The organism is Streptomyces sp. NPDC090045, from assembly GCF_044747975.1.
GTDB lineage: Bacteria > Actinomycetota > Actinomycetes > Streptomycetales > Streptomycetaceae > Streptomyces.
On sequence record NZ_JBIVFA010000005.1, the window covers coordinates 279,700 to 292,646 of the forward strand.

Genomic DNA, 12,947 nt, shown 5'->3' on the forward strand with positions numbered 1-12,947 from the left:
ATTACGCGCTCCGTAAGGAGTGTCGAGCCGTGTCTTGCCTTACCTGTCCTGTCCTGCCTTAACGATCGTCCGCGAGGCCCTCCGCCAGGAGTTCCGCCAGGTGGCGGGCCCGGACCCCGCCCAGCTGGGCGATCTGGGTGCGGCACGAGAAGCCGTCCGCCTGGATCAGTACGTCCGGACCGGCCGCGCGCAGCGACGGGAGCAGCTGTTCCTCCGCGCAGGCCGCCGACACCTCGTGGTGGCCCGGCTCGAAGCCGAAGTTCCCGGCCAGCCCGCAGCAGCCGCCGCTGAGCTCGCCCACGAGGCCGGCGCGCTCGCGCAGCCGCCGGTCCGCCGCGTCGCCGAGGACGGCGTGCTGGTGGCAGTGGGTCTGCCCGGCCACCGCGCGGTCGAGGCGGGGCGGCCGCCAGTCCGGGGCGTGCTCCTCCAGGACCTCGGCGAAGGTGCGGACGGCTGCCGCCAGGCGGGCCGCGCGGGGGTCGTCGGGGAGGAGGGCGGGGAGGTCCGTGCGGAGGGCCGCGGCGCAGCTGGGTTCCAGCACCACCACGGGGGCCCGGACGTCGCCGACGGCGGTCAGCGTGCGGTGCAGGACCTTGCGGGCGCGGTCGAGGCGGCCGGTGGAGACGTAGGTCAGGGCGCAGCAGACCGTTCCGCCGCGGGGGACGGTCACGGTGAGGCCGGCCGCCTGCAGGACCCTTGCCGCTGCGCGGCCGGCCTCCGGGGCCAGGTACTCCGTGAAGGTGTCGGGCCAGAGGGTGACGGTGGGGGTGGCCGTGGGTGCGATGCCCTGCGGGCCGCTCCCGGGCTCTGCCCGGACCCGCGCCTCAAACTCCCCCAGACTCCGTCCGGGGGTACCCCCAGGCGAGGCTGGATGATGCGGCAGAGCCGGATGGTGCAGCAAGGACGGAAGGGAGCGGGTGAACGGCGTGCGGGCCAGGGCCGGCAGGCCCCGTTCCCGTGTCAGGCCCGGGATCGGGAGGAGGCGGGAGGCCGCGTTCACGACGCGCGCCAGCCGCAGGGCGGCGATCCGGCGGAGCCAGGTCGGGAGGCCGCCCAGGGTGTAGTGCGCGAGCGGGCGGATGCGGCCCGACCAGTGGTGGTGCAGGAACTGCGACTTGTACGTGGCCATGTCCACGCCCACCGGGCAGTCGCTGAGGCAGCCCTTGCAGCCCAGGCACAGGTCCAGCGCCTCGGCGACCTCCGCCGAGCGCCAGCCGTCCCGGACGATCTCCCCCGCGAGCATCTCGTGCAGCAGCCGGGCCCGGCCGCGCGTGGAGTGCTGCTCCTCCCCCGTGGCCCGGTACGACGGGCACATCACCCCGGGCCCGCCGCCGGCGTCCGTGGTGCGGCACTTCGCGACGCCGACGCACCGCGCGACCTCCCCCGCGAACGGCGTGGCCGGCAGCACCGCGAAGCGGAGGTTCTCGTCGAGCCGCGCGGGCCGGACCAGCATCCCCGGGTTCATCCCGCCGGCCGGGTCCCACACGTCCTTGTACGCGCCGAACAGCCCGATCACCTCCGGCCCGTACATGCGCGGCAGCAGTTCGGCCCGGGCCTGTCCGTCGCCGTGCTCGCCCGACAGCGAGCCGCCGTGCGCGACGACCAGGTCGGCCAGTTCGCCGGAGAAGGCGCGGAAGCGGGCCACCCCGGCCGCCGAGACGAGGTCGAAGTCGATGCGCACGTGCACGCAGCCCTCGCCGAAGTGCCCGTACGGGGATCCGCGCAGCCCGTGCGCCGCCAGCAGCGCGCGGAACTCCCGCAGGTACGCGCCCAGCCGGGCCGGCGGCACCGCGCAGTCCTCCCACCCCGGCCAGGCCATCTCGCCCCCCGGCAGCCGCGTCGCCGTGCCCGCCGCGTCCTCCCGGATCCGCCACAGGGCCCGCTGCCCCGCCGGGTCGCTGACCACCACCGCGTCGAGCGCGTCGGCGCCCCGTACGAGCTCCCGCGCCGCGGGCTCGTCCCACATCTCCACGAACAGCCAGGCCCGGCCCCGCGGCAGTCCCGTGGCCCCGCGCACCAGGTCCTCCGCCATCCCCTCCACGGTCAGCGGCCGGTACGGGAGCAGCCCGGCGGCCGCGTCCGCCGCCGCGCTCTCGTCGGCGTACCCGAGGACGGCCAGGACCGGCGCGCGCGGCGCCTCCACCAGGCGCACGACGGCCTCGGTCACCACCCCGAGCGTGCCCTCGCTCCCGCAGAAGGCGCGCGCGAGCTGCACCCCGCGCTCGGGCAGCAGCGCGTCCAGTCCGCCGTAGCCGGAGATCCGCCGCGAGAAGCCGCCGCCCATCCCGGTGCGCAGGTGGGCCAGGTTCCCGTCGACCAGCTCCCGCAGCCCCTGCGGCGCCCCCGACCAGCCCGTCCCGATGCGGTGCGCTGCGCCCCCGTACGCCGTCACCGCCAGCTCGGCCACGTTGTCCGCGGTGGTGCCCCAGGCCACCGAGTGGGCGCCGCACGCGTTGTTGCCGATCATGCCGCCGAGGGTGCAGCGGGAGTGCGTGGAGGGGTCGGGCCCGAAGGTCAGCCCGTACGGGCGCACCGCGTCCCGCAGCCGGTCGAGCACCAGGCCCGGCTGGACCACGGCGGTGCGGGCGGCCGGGTCCACCGACACCACGGCGTTCATGTGCCGGGTGAGGTCGAGGACCACTCCGGTGCCGGTGGCCTGGCCGGCGATGGAGGTCGCGCCGCCGCGCGGGACGACCGGGACTCCGGCCGCGGCGCACACGCGGAGGGCGGCCGCCACGTCCTCGGCGTCGCGCGGGGCGACCACACCGACCGGGACGCGCCGGTAGTTGGAGGCGTCCATGGTCGCCAGTGCCCGGGCGGCGGCCCCGAAGTCCACCTCTCCGCGCAGCTCCGCCCGCAATGTCCGTTCGAGTTCCCCGGGTGACGTCACGCTCCCACCCTCGCACCGTCCGGGTGCGTCTCATCGGGTGGACGCGCCTCCAAGGCGCGGACCTTGACCGGATACGCTCCGCTCGTGGCTGAGATCCAGATTCCCGCTGACATCAAGCCCGCCGACGGACGCTTCGGCGCGGGCCCCTCCAAGGTGCGGACCGAGGCGCTGGACGCCCTCGCCGCCACCGGTACCTCCCTGCTCGGAACCTCACACCGCCAGGCCCCGGTCAAGAACCTGGTCGGCTCGGTGCGCCAGGGCATCCGGGACCTCTTCTCCCTCCCCGAGGGCTACGAGGTGATCCTGGGCAACGGCGGCTCCACCGCCTTCTGGGACATCGCGACCGCCGGCCTGATCGAGCGGAAGTCCCAGCACCTCACCTTCGGCGAGTTCTCCTCCAAGTTCGCCAAGGCCGCGAAGCTCGCGCCGTGGCTGGACGAGCCCTCCGTGATCTCCTCCGAGCCGGGCACGCACCCCGAGCCGGTGGCCGAGGCGGGCGTGGACGTGTACGCGTACACCCACAACGAGACCTCGACGGGTGTCGCGGCGCCGGTCAAGCGCGTCGCGGGCGCCGACGCCGGTTCACTCGTCCTGGTGGACGCGACCTCGGGCGCCGGCGGTCTGCCGGTGGACATCACCGAGACGGACGTCTACTACTTCGCCCCGCAGAAGTCCTTCGCCTCGGACGGCGGCCTCTGGCTGGCCGCGTTCTCCCCGGCCGCCCTGGAGCGCGCCGCCCGCGTGCACGCGTCGGGCCGGCACATCCCGGAGTTCTTCTCGCTGCCGACGGCGATCGACAACTCGCTGAAGAACCAGACGTACAACACCCCGGCGCTGGCCACCCTCTTCCTGCTGGACCAGCAGCTGGAGTGGATGAACAGCCAGGGCGGCCTGGAGTTCACCACCGGCCGTACGGCGGCCAGTGCGCGCAACCTGTACGGCTGGGCGGAGGCGTCGAAGTACGCGACCCCCTTCGTCGTGGACGCCGACAAGCGCTCCTCGGTCATCGGCACGATCGACTTCTCGGACGACATCGACGCGGCGGCCGTCGCCAAGGTGCTGCGCGCCAACGGGATCGTGGACACCGAGCCGTACCGCAAGCTGGGCCGCAACCAGCTGCGCATCGCGATGTTCCCGGCGATCGACCCGGCCGACGTGCAGGCGCTGACGGCCTGCATCGACTACGTGATCGAGAAGCTCTGACGATCGGTACCGAGGCCCCCGGCGACGTGGAGTCGCCGGGGGCCTCGGCGTTCCCGGCCTCCCCGCAGGCGCGGGAACGCGGCGCGGTCGCGCACGGTTTCGGCCAGCGTCCGAGCTCAAGTACACGGAAAATAGACATTCCAGTTGGCGCCGCGGAGGAACGTGCCGGGCAGGGCGCAGAAGTGCCCGGCCGGGCGGGGGCCTCCTTCGGGTCACCGTCGTGTTCAAGCCATTCGACGGTCGCGGGCCGGCGCACGAGGTTGATCCGACCGAGGGGGCCACGCCTACTGTCGCACCAGGTCAAGGGCCCGCTCACGTGGCAGCTCGCCGGTCCGCCGCTCTTCGGCCGACCTCCAGTGGACCGGACTCGTCGATTGACCCGGTGAGGACGGCCCACGAGCTGCCGGCCGCCGCTCCCACGACGCCGGGCCACCCCCTCCCGTGGCCAGGCGTCCGGAGCGGCGGCGCTTTCGCGTTCCGGGCCCACGGCACCACCACCGCCGTCTTCTCACCGCCACCGGGATGCGCACGCCGTCGTGTTCGCGCACCTCACGGGCGAGGCCCGGTTCCGTACGCGATACCTTCAGGGTCCGGAGGGCAACCCTTGAAGGCGGCACAGCGTGGAGGCAGCGGCGTGAGCGTGCGAGTGACGGCGGCACAGAGCGGCGTGGACCCCTTCGGCACGGCCCGGCTGCGGCGCGGGGTGCTCGACGCCTGGGGCGCGGGCCCGGCCCGGTTCCGCGAGGACGCCAACGCCGAGGAGGACCTCGCGCTCGGCGGCTACCGGGACCGGCTCGTCATCGAGCTGGCACAGAACGCCGCCGACGCCGCGGCCCGGGCCAAGGTGCCCGGCCGGCTGCGGCTCACCCTGCACGAGGGCGAGAACGGCCACGCCCTGCTGGCCGTCGCCAACACCGGTGCCCCGCTGGACGCGACGGGCGTGGAGTCGCTGAGCACCCTGCGCGCCTCCGCCAAGCGGGAGCCCTCCGCTGACAGCGTCGGCCGCTTCGGCGTCGGCTTCGCGGCCGTCCTGGCCGTCTCCGACGAGCCCGCGGTGCTCGGCCGGCACGGCGGCGTCCGCTGGTCCCTGGCCGAGGCCCGCGAGCTGGCCCGGGAGGCCTCCGTCGGCAGCCCCGGCCTCGGCGACGAACTCCGCCGCCGCGACGGCCACGTTCCGCTGCTGCGGCTCCCGTTGCCCGCCGAGGGCACCGCCCCCGACGGATACGACACCGTCGTGGTCCTCGCGCTGCGCGACGCCGCCGCCGAGGACCTGGTGGAGCGGCTGCTGGCGGGCATCGACGACGCCCTGCTGCTCACCCTGCCCGGACTGCACGAAGTGGTGGTGGAGACCCCCACAGGCGGCTCCCGCGCCCTGTACCGCCGCGAGGAGGGCCCGTACACCGTCATCGAGGACACCACCGCCTCCGGCACCCGCACCAACCGCTGGCGCACCGTCCGCCACGGCGGCCCCATCGAGCGCGCCCTGCTCGCCGACCGGCCCGTCGAGGAACGGCTGCGGCCCGCCTGGGCGGTGTCCTGGGCCGTGCCCGTCGACGCCGACGGCGCCCCGCTGCGCCCGGCCACGGTGCCCGTGGTGCACGCGCCGACCCCCACCGACGAACCCCTGGGCATCCCGGCCCTCCTCATCGCGACCCTGCCGCTGGACACCACCCGCCGGCACCCCGCGCCCGGGCCGCTGACCGACTTCCTCGTGGAGCGCGCGGCCGACGCGTACGCCGAACTCCTCGGCGCCTGGGACCCCGTGAGCACCGGCCTCGTCGACCTGGTCCCCGGCCCGCTCGGCAAGGGCGAGCTGGACGGGGCCCTGCGCGCCGCCGTGCTCCGGCGCCTCCCCCGCATCGCCTTCCTCGCACCGGCCGCACCGCCCGAGCACGCCGAGGAGCGGGCCGCCCTGCGCCCCTTCGAGGCCGAGGTGGTGGAGGGCGCGGGCGCCGACACCGTACGCGTCCTCGCCGAGGTCCTGCCGACGCTGCTCCCGGCGGGCCTGGAGCGCCGCGCCGAGCTGCGCACCCTGGGCGTGGGCCGGCTCCCGCTGGGCGATGCCATCGAGCGGATCGCGGGCATCGAGCGGACCCCCGAGTGGTGGCACCGGCTCTACGACAGCCTCGCCGGGGTGGACCCCGACCGGCTGTCGGGCCTGCCCGTGCCGCTCGCCGACGGCCGCACCACGATCGGGCCGCGCCACGTCCTCCTCCCGTACGCGGACACCCCGGCGGACCTGGCCCGGCTGGGGCTGAAGGTCGCCCACCCGGACGCGGCGCACCCGCTGCTGGAGAAGCTCGGAGCCCTGCCGGCCACGGCGCGGGCCGTGCTGACGACCCCGCAGGTGCGGGCCGCCGTCGCCGGCTCCCTCGACGCCGGGGAGATCTGGGACGAGGACGCGGACACCCTCGACGCCGACGAACTGGCCGAGGTGGTCCTGGGGCTGGTCCGGGAGGCCGATCTGGCACCGGGCGACGAGCCCTGGCTGGGCGCGCTGGCCCTGCCCGACGAGGACGGGGAACTGGTTCCGGCCGGCGAGCTGCTGATGCCGGGCTCGGCGCTCGCCGCGGTCATCCGCGAGGACGAGGTCCCGTACGTGGACGCCGATCTGGCGCAGCGCTGGGGCGAGGGCCCGCTCACCGCCTGCGGGGTGCTGGCGACGTTCCAGCTGGTGCGGGCCACCGACGTGGTCCTCGACCCGGACGAACTGGAGCCGCGGGAAGGGGACTTCGCCGAGCCCGACGACGCGGGGCTGCTGGACGCGGTGGACGTGTGGTGCGAGGACCTGCTGGACCAGCTGCCGGACACCCCGGTCCCGCCGGTGGCGACCGAGCTGGTCGCCGTACGGGACCTCGACCTGGTCGACGACGACTGCTGGCCGCAGGCCCTGGCGATGCTCGCGCAGCCGCCGCTGCGCGACGCGCTGACCCAGCCGGTACGGGTGCTGCTGCCGGACGGCACCACGCAGTCCGTGCGCTCGTACACCGCGTGGTGGCTGCGCGACCACCCGGTGCTCGACGGCCGCCGCCCGGCGGGCCTGCGCGCGGCGGGCGGCGACCCGCTGCTGGCGGGCCTCTACACCCCGGCGGACGCCACGGGCTTCGAGGACGAGCAGGTCCTGCGGGCGCTGGGGGTACGTACGACCGTGCCGGCCCTGCTGGACGAGCCCGGCGGTGCGGCCGAGCTGCTGGCCCGGCTGGCCGACCCGGAGCGCGAGGTGACGGGCCGGCAGCTGCACGGCCTGTACGGGGCGCTGGCCGATCTCGACCCCGAGCAGGTCACCCTGCCGGACGAACTGCGCGCGGTGGTGGACGGCGAGGTCCGGGTGGTGGACGCGGCCGACGCGGTGATCGCGGACGCGCCGGACCTGCTGCCGCTGACGGCGGGGCTCCCGCTGCTGCCGGTGCCGCCGTCCCGTGCGGCGGACCTGGCGGAGCTGCTGCAGGTGCGCCGGCTGTCGGAGACGGTTCCGGCGGAGGTGACGACGCCGGGCGAGGAGCACGAGGTCCCGGAGTCGGTGCGCGTGCTGCTGGGACCGGCCACCCCGGCGACGTACGTCGAGCACGAGGAGCTGGTCGCGGGCGGCACGGAACTCGACTGGCGCCGCACCCCCGACGGCACCCTCCACGCGTCCACGCTCGAGGGCGTCGCGGCCGGTCTCGCCTGGTCGGCGGGCCAGTGGCCGCGCCGCTTCGAGGTGGCGGCGCTACTGGAGGACCCGTCGCGGACGGCAGAACTGGCCCGAGACCGCTGGTTCGACTAGACCATCCCCTCCGGCCCGCGCCGGTGGCTTGGCCGGCCGGGGTGCGGGCTTCGGCGGTGCGGCTTGGGCCAGGCCGGTTGGCTGCGCCGCTCGGGCGGGGTCGGAGGGGTGGGGCCGGGTGTGTTCCGGTGCGTCTCCTCGGGCGTCGAACGTGTCGGGGGGTCGGAGGGCCGAGGCACCTTGCGTTCGACGCCCTGCGGGGAGCGCCCCTGCACACACCCGACCCCGGCAAATTTCAGCCCCTCCGGCGTTTGAGGAGCGGGGTCCGGGGAGGAGCCCGGCGGGGTCCGGGGCGGAGCCCCGATCTTTGAGCCGCACCATCCAGCCCCGCCGCACATTCCAGCCTCGCCGGCGATTGAGGCGCGGGGTCTGGGGCGGAGCCCCGGTATTTCAGCCTCGCCGGCGTTTGAGGCGTGGGGGTCCCCCCGGACGGAGTCTGGGGGAGGGTCTGGGGCGGAGCCCCGGCGCACACTCGGCCCCGGCTATTCGTTCAGCGGCAGCAGGGTGGGGCGCTTTGCGGTGCGGCCGTCGCCCGAGGAGCGGCCGCGCAGCCGGCGGCCCAGCCAGGGGCCGAGGAACGCGGCGGCCCAGCGCAGTTCGGCCGCCAGGGCCGATCCGGGCGGGCCGGCGGCCTGCGGCGGCAGCGGGTGCGTCCAGGTGTCGTCACTGCCGGCCAGGCCAACGGCGTGGGCGAGGGCGGCCGCGATGCGTTCGTGGCCGAGGCTGCTGGCGTGCAGCCGGTCGGTGGTCCACATCCGCGGGTCGGCGACGGCTTCCGGCCGGGCGGTCTCGGCGACGCTGACCCCGTGCCGCGCGGCCGCGTCGCGGATGCGGTCGTTGAGGTCGGTCAGGCGGGGTGCGAGGGGCCGGGCGAGGGGCACGATCCGGCCCAGGTCGGGGAAGGTCACGGTGGCCACGTGCACCCCGGCGGCCGTGAGCGCGGCGAACATCTCCTCCAGGTGGCCCGCGACCTCCGCCGCGTCGAACCGGGGCCGCAGCACGTCGTTGACCCCGGCGACGACGGTGGCGATGTCGGGGCGCAGGGCCAGGGCGGGGCCGAGCTGTTCGGCGCGGACCTGGCCGGCGAGGCGTCCCCGTACGGCCAGGTTGGCGTACTGGAGGCCGGGGTTGACGGCCGTGAGGTGGCCGGCGAAGCGGTCGGCGAAGCCCCGTAGGCCCGTGGTGTCGTCGCCGTCGCCGAGGCCTTCGGTCTGGCTGTCGCCCAGGGCGACGTAGCGCAGGTATTCACCCTTCGGCACGGGTCTTCCGCCTTTCCCTCAGGATGGCCGCGCTGCGGCGGCACCAGTCGCGGTGGCCCTGCTCGAAGGCGATGCCGCGCAGGCCGGTCAGGTAGCCGCCGATCCGTTCGCCCCGGAGCAGGTACTCCTCCTCGTCCAGGTCGCCGCGCATCTTGCGCAGCACCTTGCCGAGCAGCTCGATCTTGGCGTCGGCGGCGACCGCGCGGGCTTCGAGCTGTCCGATCACGGGCTCGATGCCGATCCGGTCGGCGGTCTGCACCTTGACGAGGAGGTCGTCGCGGATGACCGAGGACTTCGGCGGGGCCGCGGCGAAGGCCTCCAGCTCGGCGCGGCCGGCGTCGGTGACCTGGAACAGGCGCTTGTTGGGCCGGGTCTCCTGGACCACCTGACGGCCCTCGACCAGCCCGTCCTTCTCCAGCTTGGCCAGCTCGGCGTACAGCTGCTGGGGGGAGGCGTGCCAGAAGTTCGCGACGCCGATGTCGAAGGACTTCGCCAGTTCGTACCCGCTGAACTCGCCGTCCAGCAGCGCCGCCAGTACGGCGTGTCGCAAGGCCATCGCAGCGGCCCCCTTCCGTTTCCTCGTCCTCCCCCGCATCATACTCATGAATATGACTACTCAATTTCTTGAGTATGACGGGATGGGGAGGGGCCATGATGGAGCAGCAGACCGCCGAACGCTTCCGCGCCGCCGTGGAGAAGCGCGACGCCGCCGCACTGGAGGACCTGTTCACCGAGGACATCCGGTTCTACAGCCCGGTGAAGTTCACCCCCTTCGAGGGCCGCCCGATGGTGCTGGGCCTCTTCGGGGTCCTGCTGCGGATCTTCGAGGACTTCCGCTACGTCGGCCACTTCGAGGGAACGGCCGAGACGAGCACCGACGGCACGGAGGCCCCCTCGTCGATCCTGGCCTTCCGCGCCACCGTGGACGGCAAGCAGATCCACGGCATCGACCTGCTGCAGTTCGACGAGGCGGGCCGGGTCAAGGAGTTCACCGTGATGGTCCGCCCCCAGTCCGCCGTCCAGGCCCTGGGCCAGGCGGTCCTGGCCGGCCTGGTCGCCGAGGGCCTCGCCTAGCGCGCCCCTAGGCCGGGAACCGGCGGTTCACCCAGCGGAAGGTGAACTCGATCAGGGTCGCGGCGGCCGCGGCGACGGCCACCGCGATCCAGGGCATCGTCGTGCCCACCAGCTTGAGCTGGAAGAAGTCCTGCAGCCACGGCACCACGAGGACGATCAGGAAGGCGCCGCCCATCGCGCCGACCAGACCGACCCGCCACCACGTGTACGGGCGGGCGATGATCGCCAGGACCCACATCGAGGTCAGGAACAGGGTGAGCGTCGCCGCGCTGGTCTCGGCCTTCAGGGCGTCGGGGCCGGTGTAGTAGTGGCGGGCGACCAGGTACGTCACGAAGGTGGCCGTCCCCGCAATCGCGCCGCCCGGGATGGCGTACCGCATCACGCGTTTCACGAAGTGCGGCCGCGCGCGCTCCTTGTTCGGGGCGAGGGCCAGGAAGAAGGCCGGGATGCCGATGGTGAGCGTGGACAGCAGGGTCAGGTGGCGGGGCAGGAAGGGGTACTCGACCTGCGAGCACACCACCAGGATCGCCAGGAGGACCGAGTAGACCGTCTTGGTGAGGAAGAGGGTCGCGACCCGGGTGATGTTGCCGATGACGCGGCGGCCTTCGGCGACCACCGAGGGAAGGGTCGCGAAGCTGTTGTTGAGCAGGACGATCTGCGCGACGGCGCGGGTGGCCTCCGAGCCCGAGCCCATCGCGACGCCGATGTCCGCGTCCTTGAGGGCGAGCACGTCGTTCACGCCGTCGCCCGTCATGGCGACGGTGTGGCCGTTGGACTGCAGGGCCCCGACCATGTCCCGCTTCTGCTGCGGGGTCACGCGCCCGAAGACGGAGTTCTGGTCGAGGACCCGCGCCATGTCGGCCTGCTCGGCCGGGAGCTTTCGGGCGTCCACGGTGTTCTCCGCGCCCGGCAGCCCCAGCTTGCCGGCGACCGCGCCGACGGAGACCGCGTTGTCGCCGGAGATGACCTTCGCCTTGACGTTCTGGTCGTCGAAGTAGCGCAGGGTGTCGGCCGCGTCGGGGCGCAGCCGCTGTTCCAGGACGACCAGGGCGGTCGGCCGTACGCCGGTGGCGACGGCCTCGTCGTCGAGTTCGCGGCCGGAGCGGGCCAGCAGCAGGACCCGCAGGCCCTGTTCGTTGAGCTCGTTGATCTCGTCGAGGGCCGGGTCCCCGGCGGGGAGCAGCACGTCGGGGGCGCCGAGCAGCCAGGTGTTGTTCTCGCCGTCGCCCTCGCTGAAGCTGGCACCGCTGTACTTGCGCGCGGAGGAGAAGGGCAGGGACTCGGTGCAGCGCCACTCCGCGCTGTCGGGGTAGGCGTCGATGATCGCCTGGAGGCTGGCGTTGGGCCGCGGGTCGGACTCGCCGAGGGCGCCGAGCACCTTCTTGACGTACGCCGCGTCCGCGCCACCGAGCGGGCGCAGCTCGGTGACGTCCATGCCGCCCTCGGTGAGGGTGCCGGTCTTGTCGAGGCAGACCACGTCGACGCGGGCGAGGCCCTCGATGGCGGGCAGCTCCTGGACGAGGCACTGCTTGCGGCCGAGGCGGATGACGCCGATCGCGAAGGCGACGGAGGTGAGGAGGACGAGCCCCTCGGGGATCATCGGGACGATGCCGCCGACGGTGCGGGCGATGGAGTCCTTGAGGTTGTTCTCCTTGACGAGCAGCTGGCTGATGATCAGCCCGATGGAGGTCGGGATCATCATCCAGGTCACGTACTTGAGGATGGTGGAGATGCCGGAGCGCAGCTCGGAGTGGACGAGCGTGAAGCGGGAGGCCTCTTCGGCGAGCTGGGCGGCGTAGGCCTCGCGGCCGACCTTGGTGGCGGTGAACGCACCGCCGCCGGCGACGACGAACGAGCCGGACATGACCAGGTCGCCGGGCTTCTTCAGGACGGGGTCGGCCTCGCCGGTGAGGAGGGACTCGTCGATCTCCAGCCCGTCGGCCTCGCCGACGGCCCCGTCGACGACGACCTTGTCGCCGGGGCCGAGCTCGATGACGTCGCCGAGGACGATCTCGGAGGTGGAGATCTCCGCGGTGCGGTTGTCGCGGCGCACGCTCGGTTTGGCCTCGCCGATGACGGCGAGGCCGTCGAGGGTCTTCTTCGCGCGCAGTTCCTGGATGATGCCGATGCCGGTGTTCGCGATGATCACGAAGCCGAAGAGGCTGTCCTGGATCGGCGCGACGATCAGCATGATCACCCAGAGCACGCCGATGATCGCGTTGAAGCGGGTGAAGACGTTGGCGCGGACGATGTCGACGGTGGAGCGGCTGCTGCGGACGGGGACGTCGTTGACGTCGCCGCGCGCGACGCGCTCGGCGACCTCGGCGGTGGTCAGCCCGCCGGGCTTGAACCGGGGGGCGGGTGGCCGCACCGGGTGGACCGGATCGAGCTCCGCCCCCGCGTCGATGGCGGCGCCGGCTCGCTCCGGCCCGTCCCGATCGATCTTCGCCCGCTGCGTCATGCCTTCGACGTTAAGCGGGGTTCGAACGCTTCACCCGCCGAGCGGCGGGAAGATCCGACCTCGGGATGACCCGAATCGTCCCCTGGTAGGGGGCGGACCCTGGGCGGGGGCCGAGCGGGGCGGGTTGGCGGCGCCGCTCGGGCGGGGATGGCGGGGGCGGGTCGGCGGCGCCGCTCGGGCGGGGTCGGCGGCGCCGCTCGGGCGGGGTCGGCGGGGGCCGGTGTACGGGTTGGCTGCGCCGCTCGGGCCGGGCCGGGGCGGGCCGGCTGCGCCGGTGCGGGTGGGGCCGGGTGT

At 74.3% G+C, this 12,947-nt stretch carries 7 protein-coding genes; 3 read left to right on the forward strand and 4 right to left on the reverse strand.

Annotated features, from left to right (window positions below; all coding sequences use genetic code 11):
* Positions 1–58: 58 nt before the first annotated feature.
* Positions 59–2,800, reverse strand: coding sequence for an FAD-binding and (Fe-S)-binding domain-containing protein (locus ACIPYQ_RS16660; RefSeq protein WP_401251858.1), 2,742 nt, complete (start codon positions 2,798–2,800; stop codon positions 59–61).
* A 174-nt stretch (positions 2,801–2,974) separates the two neighbouring features.
* Here ACIPYQ_RS16660 and serC point away from each other — a divergent pair, with 174 nt between their 5' ends.
* Together serC and ACIPYQ_RS16670 are read left to right on the forward strand one after the other, a co-directional pair.
* Positions 2,975–4,093, forward strand: a complete 1,119-nt coding sequence (gene serC, locus ACIPYQ_RS16665; protein WP_361767089.1) for a phosphoserine transaminase — start codon at positions 2,975–2,977, stop codon at positions 4,091–4,093.
* Positions 4,094–4,727: 634 nt separating this feature from the next.
* A complete protein-coding gene (locus tag ACIPYQ_RS16670) occupies positions 4,728–7,859 on the forward strand; it encodes a sacsin N-terminal ATP-binding-like domain-containing protein (protein WP_401251463.1) in 3,132 nt (1,043 codons plus the stop codon).
* A gap of 482 nt (positions 7,860–8,341) precedes the next feature.
* On the opposite strand, the gene ACIPYQ_RS16675 is transcribed toward ACIPYQ_RS16670, so the two are convergent.
* Entirely contained in the window at positions 8,342–9,118 is a 777-nt protein-coding gene (locus ACIPYQ_RS16675; protein ID WP_401251466.1) for an SGNH/GDSL hydrolase family protein, read from the reverse strand.
* Entirely contained in the window at positions 9,105–9,674 is a 570-nt protein-coding gene (locus tag ACIPYQ_RS16680) for a PadR family transcriptional regulator (RefSeq protein WP_401251469.1), read from the reverse strand. Before ACIPYQ_RS16680 ends, ACIPYQ_RS16675 begins: the two co-directional genes overlap by 14 nt.
* A gap of 95 nt (positions 9,675–9,769) precedes the next feature.
* On the opposite strand from ACIPYQ_RS16680, the gene ACIPYQ_RS16685 reads away from it, so the two are divergent.
* The gene (locus tag ACIPYQ_RS16685) at positions 9,770–10,192 is read left to right on the forward strand and encodes a nuclear transport factor 2 family protein (protein WP_401251472.1); all 423 of its coding nucleotides are present in this window, start codon (positions 9,770–9,772) and stop codon (positions 10,190–10,192) included.
* Positions 10,193–10,199: 7 nt separating this feature from the next.
* Here the strand turns inward: ACIPYQ_RS16685 and ACIPYQ_RS16690 are convergent, their stop codons facing one another.
* Positions 10,200–12,653 carry an HAD-IC family P-type ATPase gene (locus ACIPYQ_RS16690; protein WP_401251475.1) on the reverse strand — a complete coding sequence of 818 codons (2,454 nt, stop codon included), beginning with the start codon at positions 12,651–12,653 and terminating at the stop codon, positions 10,200–10,202.
* Positions 12,654–12,947: the final 294 nt, after the last annotated feature.

Excerpts from the sequence above, each read along its gene's own strand:
- ACIPYQ_RS16660 (WP_401251858.1), bottom strand. The coding sequence starts at position 2,800 with ATGGACGCCTCCAACTACCGGCGCGTCCCGGTCGGTGTGGTCGCCCCG.
- ACIPYQ_RS16680 (WP_401251469.1), bottom strand. The coding sequence starts at position 9,674 with ATGGCCTTGCGACACGCCGTACTGGCGGCGCTGCTGGACGGCGAGTTC.
- ACIPYQ_RS16685 (WP_401251472.1), top strand. The coding sequence starts at position 9,770 with ATGATGGAGCAGCAGACCGCCGAACGCTTCCGCGCCGCCGTGGAGAAG.
- ACIPYQ_RS16690 (WP_401251475.1), bottom strand. The coding sequence starts at position 12,653 with ATGACGCAGCGGGCGAAGATCGATCGGGACGGGCCGGAGCGAGCCGGC.